Origin of the sequence: Paenibacillus sp. XY044, from assembly GCF_002257645.1 — a bacterium.
Taxonomy (GTDB): domain Bacteria; phylum Bacillota; class Bacilli; order Paenibacillales; family Paenibacillaceae; genus Paenibacillus_AQ.
Genome location: NZ_NQMO01000001.1, coordinates 973,667 through 989,233 on the forward strand (window position 1 = coordinate 973,667; position 15,567 = coordinate 989,233).

Here is a 15,567-nt window from a genome sequence, read left to right on the forward strand (position 1 = left end):
GACGAAGGTAAACGCAAGGGACAGGGAGATGACGGTTCAGATGACGATCGATCTTACCAGGCTCATTCACGATGGACTGCCTGTTTTCCCGGGGGACCAGGAAACTGCACTTGTCCAGACGAGGCATTTGAAAAGCGATTCGTATGCCAACCACCAACTGTCCATCAATATGCACGCCGGCACGCATATCGACGGGCCGATGCATTTGACGGATTCCGACCGGTATCTTTGCGAATTTCCATTAGACCGCTTTATTGGAACCGGGTGCATCCTGGACGTCTCGCAAGAGGCGTCGGTTGAATATAAGTCTATGTACGAAGAGAAGATTGGAATAGGCCAAATCGTAGTGCTGCATACCGATCACGGCAGGCTGTGGGGGCAGCCGGAATATTTTACGGACTATCCCGTCTTAACCCAAGCGTTTGCCGAGCTGCTCGTGCGCAAGCAAACGAAGATGGTCTGCCTGGATATGCCGTCTCCGGATAAGTACCCGTTCGACATTCATAAGTATTTATTTGGGCATGGGGTTTTCATTGCCGAAAATCTGTTCAACACCGACCGGCTGTTATCTTTTACGGCCTTTGAAATAATAGCATTACCTCTACTCATCCGGGCGGATTCGTCACCGGCGAGAATTATAGCTCGCAGTACAGAGTAAAAGGGGATGGTTCTGCATGAAAAACGTTGTACTAAGTACCGATCGGTTGAACCTGAGGCAAATGGGACGGGATGATGTTCCTTTGCTGCAGCAAATATTTGCGGACCCCGTCGCAATGAAGTACTACCCCTCCATCAAAAACAACCAAGAAACAATGGAATGGATTGAATGGACGCTGCGCAATTATGAGGAGTGCGGCGTCGGCTTGTGGATCGTGGAGGACCGGATCACTGGCGAGTTTCTGGGACAATGCGGCATCGTTCCGCAGATAGTGGAGGGGGCTAAGGAAATGGAGATCGGCTACCTGTTTGCAAGGCGCGTATGGGGGAACGGTTATGCCACTGAGGCAGCAACGGCTTGCAAGCATTATGGATTAAAACAAATGGAGCTTCGCAAAATCGTTTCGCTTCCCGATGCCAACAATAAACCATCCGCACGGGTGGCCGAACGGATCGGAATGACGCTGGAAAAACGCATCTTCAAATGGAACAAAGAAGTGCTTGTATATTCCGTTTACGCCGATACAGAAGAGGTGGTCGAAAGATGAATCAACATGTCCCCATCATGGGGATCCCTTTCCCGAAACTGACGATGGAGCAGAGCGTACGGCTTCTTCACGACGTGGTGGACCGAGAGGAACGGCGGCTGTTTCACGTCATTACCGGCAATCCGGAGATCGTCATCTCCTGCCAAAAGGATGCGCAGCTGCGCCAAATCGTCGATGAGGCGGGCCTCGTGACGGCGGACGGCATCGGGATCGTGATGGTCTCCAAGGTACGTGGCGGCAGCCTTCCCGAACGGGTGACGGGCTGCGATTTGCTCTTTAAGCTGCTTGAGGAAGGCGACCGGAAGGGATGGTCGTTTTACTTTCTGGGCGCGGATGAAGATACGAGCCGGCAAGCCGTCATCAACATTGGGCGGCAGTATCCGGGCATCGTCGTACGCGGGAGACATCATGGTTTCTTTACGGCGGAAGATGAGCCGCGAATCGTACAGGAGATTTCTGAAGCCACGCCGGATTTTCTCATCGTAGCTTTGGGAGCACCCCGGGCGGAGAAGTGGATACATAGCCATAAGGACAAGCTGCAGGCCAAAATCGCCATCGGTGTCGGCGGCAGCCTGGATATCATCGGCGGTAAAGTGAAGCGGGCGCCTGCAGCTTGGCAGCGCCTCAATCTCGAATGGTTGTACCGGCTGATTTCCCAACCGTCGAGATGGCGCAGACAGCTCATTTTACCCCGGTTTGCTTTGAAAGCGGTGTTTTTCAGAGAAAGGCAGCGGGAAGTTTAGCCTTCAGTGAATGTTTGGCGGGTCGATAACGATCAATGATGGTTCAATCACTGCCGAACTGGATTCAGAATGGGGGCCGATGCTTGCTTGGGATCTCCATGGAATGATAAGTTTGATAGGAAAGGTCACGGAAGGGAGAGGAAGGCATGAGCCATACACAGCAAGTCAAGCAAGGCCAGCTTCTGATTCAAGAAATCGAGGACACCGTCGTGCCGTACGGTATGGTCGCGGTGTGGCCGCTTGGACAAGCCAGCTTCATCATAAAGGGAGGAAAGACGGTCATTTATATCGATCCGTATGTCAGCCATAATCCGGGCCGGACCTACCCGGCGCCGATCGGTCCGGAACATATTACGAATGCCGATTACTGCCTGATTACCCATGAGCATTCGGATCATATGGACCTGGAGACGATTGCGGCGATGTCCCGCGCCAACACGCAGACGGTCTATATGGCTCCCGCATACTGCCGGGAGGATATATTGAAGCAGGGCGTAGCCCCTGAGCGCTTCATGATCGCCGACACGGAGAAGGATTACGGCGAAGAAGTGACCATACGCCCGATCGCGGCCGCACATGAAGTGCTCGAAACCGATGAGCAGGGCTACCACCGTTACGTCGGGTATTTGATCAAACTGAATGGTGTTACGGTCTACCATTCCGGAGATACGGTCATTTATGAAGGGTTGACGGACCGCCTTCAAGGCGAGTCTATCGACCTCGGGCTTCTCCCGATCAATGGCCGCGACGCATTCCGAAACAGCCGCGGCATCATCGGCAATATGGACTACCGGGAAGCGGCCGAGCTGGCGAAGTCGGTCGGCATCGGCATGACGATCCCGATGCACTATGACATTTTTGCGGGAAATGCCGAGCATCCGGGATATTTCGTGGACTATGTATATGACCATTTTCCTGAGATGCGCATTCATGTGATCGCCCGGGGCGAAAGGTTTATCCACGTGACGGATGCGGCCCTGAATGCTTTGAAGTCATAGTCTGACGTTTTTCGGTCGGACTCGGTCCGGAAGCGGCCAGCTTCGAAAAATATGGATTAGATTAGCCACAAACCGCCTTCTTTTGAAGGCGGTTTGTTTTTTTATTTGACGGATTGTACGATGAAGTGCGACAGCTAAAAACAAAGAAGCCCATGAATGGATTCGTGTAAAAAGGAAAGTTTAATATTTTAAACATCAAGTTTTTGTAGGGATATAGGTTCTTTTCGTCTTTGGATTCTAAGCGAAAAGCTTTGTAATCTGGATTACAGAAGAGGAAATTATGGTGGTTTATGATGAATGTAACACTCCTTCGCTATAGGTTATTTTACACGAGGAAGATTATCGCGAAGAGTGGAACGGTTGTCGTTCGCAACATTGAAAGGAGGGGCAAAATGTTACATGATGAGGCGATGGAAAACATAACATCATTTTTGCCACGAATAAAAATATTTGAATCGCTTCCGGCAGAAATTATCCGTGAAATCGAACAATTGGTAACAAGATCAAATACGTATAAGCTTTCAAAAAACTCTATTCTTCAGACGCCCGGTAATGAAAGGAATGGCTTGTTTTTCGTCATCGACGGTAAACTTCGCTTATACAAAACCAATTCGGCCGGCAAACAACATACGGTCTGCATCCTAAGCGAAGGCGGCATGTTTGGCGAAGTTGAAACGTTTTCATTGGGCACAAGAGGGACTTATGTGGAGACGATGGAAGACTCGATCGTTTTTTCGATTTCGACTGAACAATTCGAACCGCTTTTACGCAAGTATTCTGAATTGTCTTTACGATTTTTATCGGAACTAAGCAAACGCCTGCGAGATCAGGATGAATTGGTGGAAAAATTGGTTTTTAGGGATCTGCGTGGTAAAGTGCTTTACTTTCTTAACCGTCTATCTAAAAAGTTCGGCATAGAAGAAAATGGATACCGAAAAATCGATATTCCCCTGACTCATCAAGAATTGGCCAATATGATCGGCGCCACAAGAGAAGCGGTATCGCTTACCCTACAGGAACTATCCAATGAAGGTATTCTTGTGACCAGTCGTAGAATGGTCATGATTCATATCGAAAAAGCGATGGAAGAACTGGCTTGATTTCATGACCCGTATGAATTTCGTAATCTGCATTACTGTCGAATTATTCATCTAGCGTTATGATAAATGCCGTAACGAAATCACTCAAAATATGAAAATATAGGAGGAGTCAACATGTCCAATCAACAAGTTCAACTGAATATTCGATTCAAAGCTAAACCAGGGAAAAAAGAAGAATTCCGCAAGGAGCTATATTCCCTTATTGAGGAGATGTCATCCGAGAAGGCTTTCATTAGCGCCATTGTTTCGGACGATCTGGATCAGCCGGATGACTTGATCATTTATGAAACATGGCAAGGCACGAGAGATAGCTGGCTTGCGGAAGAATTTAATAAACCATACCGCAAGAATTACGAAGGAACACTGGGCGATTTAATTGTGGATAGAAGCGTCAGCTGGTTGCAACCGAAGGGCGAATGGGGAAGTCATATAACGAATGCGTGATGACGTTGAATCTTTAACGCTTTAAGGTCCAGAAGGATGCATAATTTCATAGGAGGCGTATAGACATGGGAAAATTTGAAGGTAAGGTAGCCGTTGTCACCGGAGGAACAAGCGGTATCGGACTTACGACGGCACAACGATTCGTTTCGGAAGGAGCCTACGTATTCATTACTGGCCGTAGACAAAGCGAGCTGGACGCGGCAGTAAAATTGATCGGTGACCGGGTTACCGGCGTTCAAGGTGACATTTCGAATTTGAAGGACTTGGATAAACTGTTTGATACGGTAAAGCAGGAGAAAGGACATCTGGATATTCTATTCGCAAACGCTGGACTTGGCAGCTTTCTGCCCTTGGGTCAGATTACGGAAGAGCAATACGACACAACCTTCAACGTGAACGTAAAGGGTACCTTGTTCACCATCCAAAAGGCTTTGCCGCTGTTTCCAAATATGACAGGAAACATCATCATAACCGGCTCGACGGCGGGTACGATCGGCGAAGCAGCGTTTAGTGTCTACGGAGGTACCAAGGCGGCTCTCCGTCAGATGGCGAGGAGTTGGATAATGGATTTGAAAGGCACAGGGATACGACTTAATGTAGTGAGCCCTGGCACGGTCCACACGCCAGCTTATAATGATCTGTTTGGCGAAGCGCTAAATCAAGTTCTTGAATCGGCGAAGAATGTCGTTCCGTTAAGTCGCTTGGGCAAGACGGAGGAGATTGCCAGCGCGGTGATGTTTCTGGCCTCGGAGGAAAGCAGCTATGTGAACGGCGTCGAATTGTTCGTAGATGGCGGTATGGCTCAAGTCTGACCTTGAATCAGAAGGGATGAGCTGTCATTTAAGCAATTCCTAATAAGCCCATGTATCAACTCAGGCAGAGGAGTCTATATAAGATCTCTCTGCCTGATTTTCATACTGCGACGGATTTGATTGCATTGCTTTGCCGGATGTGTTTCATTTATTTTGCAGATCCTTATTCATCCTGGCAGCGCGGTTCCAATGAGAATGCTAACGGACCGCTGCGCAAGTTCTTTCCTAAAGGGCATGATTTCGCTATGGTGCCGGAAGAGGAACTAGCGAAAGCTATTCGCCTCATCAACCAATCGTACCCGTAAATGTCTAGGCTGAAAATCTGTTTTACGAAGCATTCATGGACGAACTGTCGCACTTCGCTTGACAATCAGTCATTTACCAGGCTGATTATTCCTCTATGTCGAACCGGACTTCCTTCCCGGTCGGTTCGCCGCCGAAAGGTCCTCCGATCTCCTCCCTGAACACGAATTCGAGACCGGAGAGCCTGTCCGGAAGCGCCGGTGACACCACATAGTTATAGGTTGCATTCCCGGAGCAGCTTCCTCCCCTGTCCATCCGGCAATCATAATGCTCTCCCATATGTAACACGAAGTTCGATATGCCGGTCGAGGTTTGTTCCGGGATCGTTACATCCCAATCCACATACAGGGTCACGACGCTGGCATTGGCGTATTGCCGAACCGAAGTAAGCGTAAAGAAGTACCCCTCGTGCTCTTGCGAAACTAGCACCGGTAGATGCCGTCGGAAGTCGGCAGGTTCGACGATCGGTTTGAAATACTCGTCAGATCTTAGGGTCCCAAAAAGGATTTTTAAAAAGTCCTCATAAAGTCCTGTCTCGGCCGACCATTGATCAATGTAAGCGAAAGGCGGGTAACCTGGATTTCCTTCCGAAATCTCCTTGCGCTGCTGCAGCAGCAGGCAGATCTGCTTGTCGATCGGGAGTACACGTTCGTCGTAATGCTCGGTGGGGGGAGTAAAAGGCATCCGTTTCATCATCATTCCTCCTCGTTTGTTCCATTTTACCCTGAAATGCTAATTGATGGAAAACGGTTGGCGAAATAATCATTCATAAAACAGCAGTCGCTTCGAGTAAGCATTGCGGAATTCCGTCGGGGTCAACCCCACGATTTTCTTGAAGGATTTCATGAAGTGGTGCGGGTCACTGTAACCCAGCTGATTGGAAATTTCGCTTACGTTCTGGTTCGTATCGGTCAGCAGATATTTGGCCAGCTCCATTTTCTGCTGCAAAATGTACTGTTTCAGCGAAATGCCCGAGACGGTTGTAAACAGGTGGGACAGGTACTTCTCGTTGTAGCCGAAGTGTGAGGCGATTTGGGAGACTTTGATGTTCTCATGCCGGCTCCATTTAATGTAGTCCAGAATATCGTTGTACAGCTGGGTTTGCTTGAAAGATTTGCCGGGATTGTTCTTCTCAAAGAACAGCTGGTTGTAAAGCTCGCAGAGGATGACGGTGGACATGTAATCATTTAAGGTCTGTTCGTTGTAGCCGCGCACGGAATCTTGAAGCTGCTTCATCATGACGATGATTTTCTCGGGATTGTGCAGGGTGCCGCGCTGAGGGATGACGATCCGCCCGTTCTCATGTGCATGGGTATAGCGGGACAGATCCAGCTTGGGAAGGTTCTGCGAAGACGAGAAGTGCAGCCAATAAAAGCTGCAGTCCGACGGCTTGGCTCCTTTCTGGCGTGTAGACGGGGGGAGCAGCAAATACTCTCCCTGAGAGACCTCGTAGGTCTCATCGTCTCCGGAAATGTACAGCGTTCCATGCGTCATGACAATGAGCTCGTAATCCATCAAGTACCGGCTTAAATGAATCCAATCCGCAGAAGGAGCAACGAACTTGCCGGTAATCTCCATATGGACCGGACGCTCGACGCGAAGTTGATAGGCATCCATCTAAAGTTTCACCACCATTTCTAACCTTTTTCCACCCGATGAAGGGTCGATAGATCCTTAAATTATCACATTGCACCAAACGGCACCATCGGCAAGTGCAAACCTTTTGACACAAATTCGATCGTTGAACTATTTTGTGTCCCTGGGATTGAGTATAAGCTTATGTAAACGGATTCATATAACCCAAGGGGAGGATGAAGAATGAGAAAAATACTCGCGTCCGTGCTCGTGCTTGCGCTTGGAACGTCATTGCTGGCGGGCTGCAGCAGCGGCGGCAATGACCCGGAGGAACCGATTGCGCAAGGGGGCAAAGTGAAGCTGAAAGCGATCATGACGAAGCATCCGCTCACGCAAAAATTCGAAAACATGAAGTGGCTCCAGGATGCGGAAGAGAGGGCCGGGGTGGATATCGAGTGGCAGGAAGTGTCCGCCGATTGGGATCAGAAGAAAGGCGCCATGCTGGCGAGCGGCGATATTCCCGATTTGATCGTTGGTGTTAATTCCATTACCGATTCGGATTTCGCCCAGTTTCCGGGGTTGTTCCAGGACCTCTCGGGGATGATTGACCCGTATGCCCCGAATGTAAAGGCGATGTTTGACGCCAAGCCCGAAACGAAGATCATCGCCACGCAGCAGGACGGTAAAATTTACGGGCTGCCCAAGTATCAGCGGTTCTGGCCCGATACGGCGACCCGGCAGTTTATCAACAAGGATTGGCTGGACCGGCTCGGGCTCCAGATGCCCACGACATGGGATGAACTGTTCGATGTGCTGAAGGCGTTCAAAGACAAGGATGCGAACGGAAACGGGGATCCGAACGATGAGATTCCGATGGACTTTGCCCCGACGGGCACCGTTGCATTCGGCTACTTTATGCCGACCGTGCTGCTGGGCAGTGAAGGGATTACGTTATCCGACGGCAGCGGGAGCGGATATTTCGTGGAGGACGGCCAAGTCAAAAACTTTTTCATCGACGACCGGTACAAGGAGTTGGTCAAGTTTTTGAACAAATGCTTCAGCGCCGGGCTGATTAATCCCGAAGTGTTTACCCAGGATTATACCAAGTATCAATCGGTGGCGAGGGGCAAGGGGAATACGGCTTCCGTCGGCTTTACGTGGGGCTGGGAGGTCACAGACCGTTTCGGCAACGCGGTAAGTCCGCAGTATACGGCGATGGCGCCACTGAAGTTTACGGCAGATTCCACCGTTCAGCAGTCCTGGTCGTACGATTACAACACGCTGAATTACGGCGTAAATGCCGTTCAAATGTCCGCCGCCTCCAAGCACAAGGAAGCCGCGATGAAATTTATCAACGAATTGTACAACCCTGAGGTCAGCATGCAGGTGCTCTTCGGTTCGCTCGGCACGAACATCAAGGACAACGGGGATGGGTCGTTTGCCGTGCTGCCGCCGCAGGATCAGGCCATGGATCCGGGGACTTGGAAATGGACGTCGACCTGGGCCGATAACGGACCGATGTATATCGCCGACTCGCTGAAGCTGACGCTGGGTACGGACATGCAATCGGTTGGCAAGCAAACTGAGCCGATGCAGCAGGTGCTTGACTCGATCGACAAGGACAACGACGTCTTTCCGAACCAGTTTATTAAATACAGCGCGGCCGACAACAGCACAATGGCTCTCGCCAACACGGCGCTTGTGCCGATGGCCTTAGCCAAATGGTCGCAGTGGGTCACCAAAGGCGGTGTGGAGAAAGAGTGGGGTGCCTACGTGGAAAATTGCAAAAAGACGGGGCTTCTGAAAAATATCGAAATTATGCAGAAATATTACGACGACTATAAAAGCAAGCTGTAAACACGAACGGTCCGGTGCAGCCTGGCTGCATCCGGGCCGGAAATGAGGTATGGCGGCGCTGCTGTCAGAAGGAGGTAATCGGGCATGATTTCACGATCCGGTCCTAAATTAAAGCGGACCGATGTTTTGCCGAAAGCACGCAAAGAGACCGTTCTAAATACGTTCAGGCGGGATTATCAGCTGTGGATCATGATCTTGCCTGCGGTTATCGTCATTTTTATATTCAACTACATCCCGATGTACGGCATCCAGCTGGCTTTCCGCGACTATAACTTCACCAAGGGGCTGACCGGCGGAGAATGGCAGGGACTGTTCTACTTCCGGCAGTTTTTTGATAATTACATGTTCGCCGATCTGATGAAAAATACGGTGGTCATCAGTGTCGCCACGATTGTACTCAGCTTTCCTGCCCCGATCATTCTGGCACTGCTCATCAATCAGGTCAGGTCGAAGCGGGCCAAGAAGACGCTGCAAACGACCGTGTATTTGCCGCATTTCATTTCGACCGTCGTCATGGTCGGACTGCTGAGCGTGCTGCTCTCGCCGAACTCGGGGATCATCGGGCACCTGCTCCAGTGGTTTGGCCTCGGGGATGTCAACCTGCTGGGATCGACCAAGGGGTTCGTTCCCGTATACGTTCTGTCGGAAATTTGGCAGCACGGCGGATGGAACAGCATTATCTATTTAGCCGCTTTGTCCACCGTGGATCCGCAGCTGTACGATTCCGCGAAGATGGACGGTGCAAGCCGCTGGCAAACGATCCGCTATGTCGATATACCCGCCCTCGTGCCGACGATCATCATTTTATTTGTGCTCAGCATGGGCAGCGTCCTGGGAACAGGCTTTGAAAAAGTATTTCTGATGCAAAACCCGCTGAACTTGCCGGTTTCCGAAGTGATTGCCACCTATGTGTACAAAATCGGGATCATCAGCAGTCAGTTCAGCTATTCGGCCGCCATCGGCTTGTTCAATACCGTCATCAACTTTATTTTCCTGTTCATCATGAACATGATCGCCAAGCGGTTCTCGGACATCAGTCTGTGGTAAGGACGGCGATCCCTGAAAGGAGCATGAAGCATTGGTTCTTACATACCGTAAGCAAAAGGGCGCTGGGGACGTTCTATTTCACGTGCTGGTCACCGTCCTGTGCGTACTGATTTTTCTGATCGTGGCCTATCCGCTGTACTTCGTCATCATTGCTTCCGTCAGCGATCAATCGCTGGTGTCGACCGGCCAGGTAACGCTGTATCCGAAACATATCAGTTTTTTTGGCTATCAAGAAATTTTTCAGGATGCCCGCATTTGGACCGGATATAAAAACACGATCATTTACACGCTGCTGGGTACTGCGGTAAACCTGCTGTTTACGCTGCCGGCCGCCTACGTCTTGTCGCGGAAAGAGTTCCGCGCCCGCCGTTTTTTGATGTTTGCATTTGTCGTTACATTGTTCTTTAACGGCGGCCTGATCCCAACCTATCTGCTGATGAAGCAGCTGCACCTGACCAATTCGATGTGGGTGTTTATCGTCCCGTTTTCCGTCAATGTGTACAATCTGATCATCGCAAGGTCGTTCTTTGAGCATTCCATTCCGAAAGAACTGCATGAAGCGGCTTCCATGGACGGCTGCAGCCACTTCACTTTTTTCGTGAAAATCGCGCTACCGCTATCCAAGGCGGTGGTGTCCGTCATCGCCCTGTATTACTTGGTGGCGCATTGGAACGATTTTTTCACCGGACTCATTTATATTCAGAGCAATTCGCTTCAGCCGCTGCAAATCGTGCTCCGGGACATCCTGTTATCCAATCAGGTTTTTTCCTCAGGGGCAGGCTCCGGCGGAGCTGCCGGAGGGTATGCGCAGCAGTATGCGGATCAGGTCAAATATGCGGTAATCATCGTATCCACGCTGCCGATTCTTATCGTATACCCTTTTATTCAGAAATACTTTGAAAAAGGCGTCATGATCGGCTCCGTCAAAGGTTAATGGAGCGGATTCATGCCAGCACGAATAGACAAAGCCGCCGGGCAGGTGCGCCCGGCGGCTTTGTCATGTCCGAATCATCATAATGACCGGACCTTTAGAATCGTTTCGATGCCCGGAACGGATGATTAAGCTCCTTCGGTCAACACCGGCAAAGTAATTGTGAAGACGGATCCCTCGGATTCCATGCTCTTGACGGTGAGCGTGCCGTTGTGGTCCTGGATGATTTTATGGCAGATGGATAGACCGAGGCCAGTTCCTTCCTCCTTGGTCGTATAGAATGGATCGAAGATTTTCGGAAGCAGATCTTCGGGGATGCCTTTGCCTGTATCGGACACATCAATGGTCACAACCAAATCCGTTTGTTGAACCTGAATATGGATATGTCCCGGTTGTTCCATCGCCTCGATGGCGTTACGCACCAGATTGATGAGCACCTGGACGATTTTATCCCTTTCCATTTCAACCATAACGGAATCGCCGACATTCTCCATGCTGATGCTGTGCCCTCGCGAAGTCACCTGCGATTCGGTTAAATTTCTCGCTCGTTCCACACAATGCGAAATGGGTTCGGGACGGATGTTGCCCAGATGCGGTTTGGAAAACTGCAGGAACTCCGCCGTAAGCTCGTTCATGCGGGTGATCTCGTTGGTGATGATATCGACCCATGGCCCGATATTGTATGACTGTGATTTGGAGAGGTGGATGAAGCCTTTCAGGGTCGTGAGCGGATTCCGGATTTCATGGGCCATGCCGGCGGCAAGCTCGCCGACGATTTTCAGCTTTTCACTGCGGAACATTTCTTCCTCCCGCTTCAGCCACAGCATTCTCTTTTTCTGAAACAATCGGTCTTCAGCCAGCATAATAATGTCATGCGAGGTAGTGCTTTCCCGGGGAAATCTTGCCGTACTGTAGGTAACCTCATAGCCTAGCTTGCCCGATTCAAGAATACCCTGGGCTTGACCAAGCGTTCCTTCGGTATCCGGGATGACCATCGCGAACCGGTCTCCGGCATATCGGGAGATGGCGAAGGCACTTGAGAAGTAAGTCCGGATAATGAGGGAAATCCTCGTCAAAATTTCGTTTCCTCCGCGAATGCTTTCCTTATTTACGCTTTTGAAGTCCTGAAAATCCAATAGGATCAGCACAAAAGGAGACTTTTTCGTTTCAACCAATTCATTGACGGCACTGACATAACCGTCATAGTTCAAAAAACCGGTCAGAGGGTCATGCGATGCGAGGAATTGGTTTCGCCTCAGCAGGCGCTTTCTTTCGATTTCGGTTGTAACCAAATAGCGCATCCCCAGCACGATTAAGATAAGACTAATCAAATCGTAGACCGAGACCAGCAGATTGTAGCGGTCCCAAGGCAAATAGCTTAACCGGATGATGGTATACATCGTAGAATAAGCGGTAGCCAGCGACAGCGTATACTTCAAGTTCCGGGTATTCCGGGTTTCCATAATAATCAATATAAAATAAATAATTTGCGTCCAATTGAGCTGGGAACTCCAATGGAAGAAGGCGAGGCTTACGGATTGAAGAAGCAAGGAATGGCTGTTGGACTCGGTAAAAAAAATCATGACCGCCGCCAGCATTGCCCCGGAGAGAAATAGCAGGAAGAGGCTGTCGGCCTTGTCCAACAGAATGGAAGATAACATGATAAATGTAGTTAAGGCAGGAATTAAGACGTGTCTTGTCTGTTTTACGATCATGTTTATGCTCCTAGGGAAAAAAGTAAAATGCGGCAAGCCCTTATCTACTGCCATTATATCGGATAGGCCCTAAAAACAATGTCGAATTTCCGTGTCGCCTTGAAAATGATCATGATTTTTTTTCTTCTATGGAGAAAACAAGTTTTATGGTATAAATGACTTCATAACAGCACGAAAAAAAGCAGGGGGAGTGTCATGCGGACTTATTTTGTCATCAGCCAGATTATTTATGTGTTATGTTTTGTCCCGTGGCTGTTGATTTGGGGAATTTCGTTCATGGGGTTTGACAGCGGAATCAGCGGGACGGCGATCGCCTTGGTTTCCGTGGTCGGCGTGTATCCGCTCGTCACCATTGCTTGTGCCATCATGGCCTGGGTGTTCTACAAGAAGAGGAAGACCGCAGCGGTCATCGTGAATTCCATTCCTCTGTTGTGGGTCCTGGGCATCGGCGTACCGGTGCTGGCGTTGAATCTTTCGTAAACGATAAAAAGAACATGGACGTGCAACAGCCCGGCACATCAGGACCTATCCTGAAATGCCGGGCATTGTTTCTTTTGCAGCCTCAGTATTCGGACAAGGGATTATAAAAATATTCGGCACGCTCCATATAGCTCTATACTTTTCTGGAAATATCCACTATTGTTGACTGTGTATCAGTAGTGATGACCAGAACATTCGGGGAGTGTGAAGCAGTGGAGTCTTATGATTGGGATGAGAAGATGGGGTATTTGCGCCGGAGAATGAATCTTTATTATAATGACGACTACATCGCGTTTTTGGTCAAATCGGTTTGGAAATGGGAAACTCCGGTAAGGATTGTCGATTTCGGCTGCGGATTCGGGCAGCTGGGCTTGATGATGCTCCCGCATTTGCCGGAAGGCTCAACCTATACGGGGATCGATCCGGGAGGAAGGCAGATTGCCGCGGCCAAAGAGCTGTACGCACACCTGCCCTGGAAGGCGGAATTCATTCAAGCGGATCTGGAGGAGGCTGACCCGGGCTGCGCGTTTGATGTCGCTGTATCGCACGCAGTGCTTATGCATAGATCCAATCCCCTGCAGCTTCTGGCCAAGATGGCCGGATGCGTGAAGGATGGAGGGACAGTCATTTGTTACGAGCCCCACGGGTGTGCTTCAATGGCGAGTTATTATTTTGCGGATGTTTTATCTACGGAAGTCATGCCGCTTGGCCCCCTGCAGAAGCTGCATGAACAAGATGCCTTGCGGACCGGAAAGGACGCGAACATCGGCATGAAGCTGCCGATTTACTTTTCGCAGCTCGGGCTGCGCCAGATCGAGAGCAGAATCAGTGATAAAGTGAACTATTACGATCCGGCACAAGATTCCGAGGAAACGAGGGATTTGTTCGGCAATATGCTGTTTGAATGCCCAGGCCCGGAGGAAGACTCTATTCAGGCTTTGAGCGAGAGGGGGTTGACCTCTGGGGAAGCAGAACAGCTTTACCTTGCCGAAGATCTGTTATCCCAGATCTATACGCCTTCGATTGCGTTCGCCCATGCACCGAGCATGAAAATTACGTTTGGTACGGTGGTCCGATAACCCCGCTGCAACAAAAAAAAGGAGCTGTACCCAAAGGTTCATTGACCATCGGGTACAGCTCCTTTTGCTCACGACCATATGTAACCAGACCTTATTCAACATCATAACAGAACCGAAAGAAACAGTCTATATTTTCAGCAGGGACTTGGGATATAGTTGGTGTTGCCGGCAATCCAATGATAGAAACGGGGAACGCAGAATGGAATTCGCATGTCATATCTCTGAATCGGATTTAACGCATTATACCAAGCAGGTGTTCGGATCGGACTACGCCATCAGGGCAGTTACGCGTCTGAACGGAGGGGCCCAGAAAGTCGTTTATAAACTTCATTTTCAGAACGGTTTTGCCTGCATGCTGTACGTGTGGGATCTTACCATGAATTATTTCCGGGAAGAAATCGAACATTCGGGTACGGATATGTGGTCGTATGGGGCCGACTTTTTTGGCGCAAACAACCGATTATTAACCCAATTGGGCATTGCTACACCGGAGATGTATGACCTTAACCAGCAGCGCCAAAGGTATGCGTTTGATTATGCGCTGGTGGAATGTATTGAAGGCAGCAAAGCGGAAGACTATTTCGCACATCCGGATACCGCGGAAAAGCAGCGTCTGTTTCGGCGGATCGGGGAGGTGGTTGCCAAGCTGCACGGATACGAGAGGGAGGTACCCGGGCGTCCTGATCATATCCAACCTCCCCTGCAATCCTGCCAGCAGCAGCTGGTGGACAACGCGGTCAGGCAGCTGGATTATGCCGCTCCTCATATGCCCGAGATTTCAGCTGCTCAAGACCGGCTAATGTCCGTACTACTCGAATCGTCGTCGCGGATTCATCCAAGGGCATCTTACGGATTGATTCATGGTGAGCTTGGGCCGGACCACATCTTAGTGAATTCGAATATGGAGCCCTATCTGATCGATATTGAGGGCATCACCTTTTTCGACATTGAACATGAGCACAGCTTCCTGGAGTTTCGGTTCGGGGAGCATTACCGATATTTTCGTCATGAACATCTAGATCCCGATCGAATGGCCTTTTACCGCCTGCACCACCATATATCTCTGATCGGAGGAGGTTTAAAATTGCTTCACCGCGGTTTTCCCGACCGGCGGTTTGCCCAGGGCATCGTGGACCACCATTTAAGGTGTGCTCTGCAATACGTTCAATAAATGATTTAGGAGATCCCATGCCGGTCACATCCTAGTCATTCTCAAAGCCTCTGTACAGAGGCTTTTTTGCGTGGTACTCCCCGGCAGGCAAATTTTATGGTCCCGCG

General features: G+C 49.9%; 16 protein-coding genes and 1 pseudogene. 14 read left to right on the forward strand and 3 right to left on the reverse strand.

The annotated features are described in order from the left end of the window. The first annotated feature begins 40 nt into the window (after nucleotides 1-40). From CJP46_RS04635 to CJP46_RS36965, 8 genes and pseudogenes are all read left to right on the forward strand, one after another. Nucleotides 41-658: a cyclase family protein gene (locus tag CJP46_RS04635; RefSeq protein ID WP_094594401.1), complete on the forward strand. Its 618-nt coding sequence runs from the start codon at nucleotides 41-43 to the stop codon at nucleotides 656-658. 16 nt (nucleotides 659-674) lie between these two features. Further along, on the forward strand, nucleotides 675-1,205 hold the full coding sequence (locus CJP46_RS04640) for a GNAT family N-acetyltransferase (RefSeq protein ID WP_094594402.1): 531 nt from the start codon (nucleotides 675-677) through the stop codon (nucleotides 1,203-1,205). Then, nucleotides 1,202-1,948, forward strand: a complete 747-nt coding sequence (locus CJP46_RS04645) for a WecB/TagA/CpsF family glycosyltransferase (protein WP_094594403.1) — start codon at nucleotides 1,202-1,204, stop codon at nucleotides 1,946-1,948. Before CJP46_RS04640 ends, CJP46_RS04645 begins: the two co-directional genes overlap by 4 nt. Before the next feature lie 146 nt (nucleotides 1,949-2,094). Then, nucleotides 2,095-2,946, forward strand: a complete 852-nt coding sequence (locus CJP46_RS04650) for an MBL fold metallo-hydrolase (RefSeq protein ID WP_094594404.1) — start codon at nucleotides 2,095-2,097, stop codon at nucleotides 2,944-2,946. Nucleotides 2,947-3,338: 392 nt separating this feature from the next. Then, on the forward strand, nucleotides 3,339-4,046 hold the full coding sequence (locus CJP46_RS04655; protein WP_094595068.1) for a Crp/Fnr family transcriptional regulator: 708 nt from the start codon (nucleotides 3,339-3,341) through the stop codon (nucleotides 4,044-4,046). Between the two features lie 114 nt (nucleotides 4,047-4,160). Continuing rightward, nucleotides 4,161-4,490 carry a putative quinol monooxygenase gene (locus CJP46_RS04660; protein WP_094594405.1) on the forward strand — a complete coding sequence of 110 codons (330 nt, stop codon included), beginning with the start codon at nucleotides 4,161-4,163 and terminating at the stop codon, nucleotides 4,488-4,490. Nucleotides 4,491-4,555: 65 nt separating this feature from the next. Beyond that, a complete protein-coding gene (locus CJP46_RS04665) occupies nucleotides 4,556-5,302 on the forward strand; it encodes an SDR family NAD(P)-dependent oxidoreductase (protein ID WP_094594406.1) in 747 nt (248 codons plus the stop codon). Between the two features lie 146 nt (nucleotides 5,303-5,448). Beyond that, a pseudogene (locus CJP46_RS36965) lies at nucleotides 5,449-5,669 on the forward strand (transposase); the annotation flags it as partial. Between the two features lie 23 nt (nucleotides 5,670-5,692). Here CJP46_RS36965 and CJP46_RS04675 read toward each other — a convergent pair. Together CJP46_RS04675 and CJP46_RS04680 are read right to left on the reverse strand one after the other, a co-directional pair. Then, nucleotides 5,693-6,304 (reverse strand): hypothetical protein, encoded by a 612-nt coding sequence (locus CJP46_RS04675; protein ID WP_256992185.1) that lies wholly within the window; start codon nucleotides 6,302-6,304, stop codon nucleotides 5,693-5,695. Between the two features lie 63 nt (nucleotides 6,305-6,367). Beyond that, on the reverse strand, nucleotides 6,368-7,222 hold the full coding sequence (locus CJP46_RS04680; protein ID WP_094594408.1) for an AraC family transcriptional regulator: 855 nt from the start codon (nucleotides 7,220-7,222) through the stop codon (nucleotides 6,368-6,370). Between the two features lie 201 nt (nucleotides 7,223-7,423). Here CJP46_RS04680 and CJP46_RS04685 point away from each other — a divergent pair, with 201 nt between their 5' ends. The 3 genes from CJP46_RS04685 (at nucleotide 7,424) to CJP46_RS04695 (ending at nucleotide 11,018) form a co-directional block, all read left to right on the forward strand. Beyond that, nucleotides 7,424-9,037 carry an extracellular solute-binding protein gene (locus CJP46_RS04685; RefSeq protein ID WP_094594409.1) on the forward strand — a complete coding sequence of 538 codons (1,614 nt, stop codon included), beginning with the start codon at nucleotides 7,424-7,426 and terminating at the stop codon, nucleotides 9,035-9,037. 189 nt (nucleotides 9,038-9,226) lie between these two features. After that, nucleotides 9,227-10,084, forward strand: coding sequence for an ABC transporter permease (locus tag CJP46_RS04690; protein WP_256992251.1), 858 nt, complete (start codon nucleotides 9,227-9,229; stop codon nucleotides 10,082-10,084). A gap of 82 nt (nucleotides 10,085-10,166) precedes the next feature. After that, nucleotides 10,167-11,018 (forward strand): carbohydrate ABC transporter permease, encoded by an 852-nt coding sequence (locus tag CJP46_RS04695; protein WP_373557969.1) that lies wholly within the window; start codon nucleotides 10,167-10,169, stop codon nucleotides 11,016-11,018. A 125-nt stretch (nucleotides 11,019-11,143) separates the two neighbouring features. Here CJP46_RS04695 and CJP46_RS04700 read toward each other — a convergent pair whose 3' ends face one another. Continuing rightward, the gene (locus CJP46_RS04700; RefSeq protein WP_094594412.1) at nucleotides 11,144-12,730 is read right to left on the reverse strand and encodes an ATP-binding protein; all 1,587 of its coding nucleotides are present in this window, start codon (nucleotides 12,728-12,730) and stop codon (nucleotides 11,144-11,146) included. A 195-nt stretch (nucleotides 12,731-12,925) separates the two neighbouring features. On the opposite strand from CJP46_RS04700, the gene CJP46_RS04705 reads away from it, so the two are divergent. From CJP46_RS04705 to CJP46_RS04715, 3 genes are all read left to right on the forward strand, one after another. Beyond that, a complete protein-coding gene (locus CJP46_RS04705; RefSeq protein WP_094594413.1) occupies nucleotides 12,926-13,210 on the forward strand; it encodes a hypothetical protein in 285 nt (94 codons plus the stop codon). Nucleotides 13,211-13,422: 212 nt separating this feature from the next. Further along, the gene (locus CJP46_RS04710; protein WP_179281034.1) at nucleotides 13,423-14,289 is read left to right on the forward strand and encodes a class I SAM-dependent methyltransferase; all 867 of its coding nucleotides are present in this window, start codon (nucleotides 13,423-13,425) and stop codon (nucleotides 14,287-14,289) included. Nucleotides 14,290-14,488: 199 nt separating this feature from the next. Continuing rightward, a complete protein-coding gene (locus CJP46_RS04715) occupies nucleotides 14,489-15,460 on the forward strand; it encodes a phosphotransferase family protein (protein ID WP_094594415.1) in 972 nt (323 codons plus the stop codon). The last annotated feature ends 107 nt before the right edge of the window (nucleotides 15,461-15,567 follow it).

What these genes read in the sequence shown, in the direction of transcription:
- CJP46_RS04635 (WP_094594401.1), top strand. Translation starts at nt 41, where the DNA reads ATGACGATCGATCTTACCAGGCTCATTCACGATGGACTGCCTGTTTTC.
- CJP46_RS04640 (WP_094594402.1), top strand. Translation starts at nt 675, where the DNA reads ATGAAAAACGTTGTACTAAGTACCGATCGGTTGAACCTGAGGCAAATG.
- CJP46_RS04645 (WP_094594403.1), top strand. Translation starts at nt 1,202, where the DNA reads ATGAATCAACATGTCCCCATCATGGGGATCCCTTTCCCGAAACTGACG.
- CJP46_RS04650 (WP_094594404.1), top strand. Translation starts at nt 2,095, where the DNA reads ATGAGCCATACACAGCAAGTCAAGCAAGGCCAGCTTCTGATTCAAGAA.
- CJP46_RS04655 (WP_094595068.1), top strand. Translation starts at nt 3,339, where the DNA reads ATGTTACATGATGAGGCGATGGAAAACATAACATCATTTTTGCCACGA.
- CJP46_RS04660 (WP_094594405.1), top strand. Translation starts at nt 4,161, where the DNA reads ATGTCCAATCAACAAGTTCAACTGAATATTCGATTCAAAGCTAAACCA.
- CJP46_RS04665 (WP_094594406.1), top strand. Translation starts at nt 4,556, where the DNA reads ATGGGAAAATTTGAAGGTAAGGTAGCCGTTGTCACCGGAGGAACAAGC.
- CJP46_RS04675 (WP_256992185.1), bottom strand. Translation starts at nt 6,304, where the DNA reads ATGATGATGAAACGGATGCCTTTTACTCCCCCCACCGAGCATTACGAC.
- CJP46_RS04680 (WP_094594408.1), bottom strand. Translation starts at nt 7,222, where the DNA reads ATGGATGCCTATCAACTTCGCGTCGAGCGTCCGGTCCATATGGAGATT.
- CJP46_RS04685 (WP_094594409.1), top strand. Translation starts at nt 7,424, where the DNA reads ATGAGAAAAATACTCGCGTCCGTGCTCGTGCTTGCGCTTGGAACGTCA.
- CJP46_RS04690 (WP_256992251.1), top strand. Translation starts at nt 9,227, where the DNA reads ATGATCTTGCCTGCGGTTATCGTCATTTTTATATTCAACTACATCCCG.
- CJP46_RS04700 (WP_094594412.1), bottom strand. Translation starts at nt 12,730, where the DNA reads ATGATCGTAAAACAGACAAGACACGTCTTAATTCCTGCCTTAACTACA.
- CJP46_RS04705 (WP_094594413.1), top strand. Translation starts at nt 12,926, where the DNA reads ATGCGGACTTATTTTGTCATCAGCCAGATTATTTATGTGTTATGTTTT.
- CJP46_RS04715 (WP_094594415.1), top strand. Translation starts at nt 14,489, where the DNA reads ATGGAATTCGCATGTCATATCTCTGAATCGGATTTAACGCATTATACC.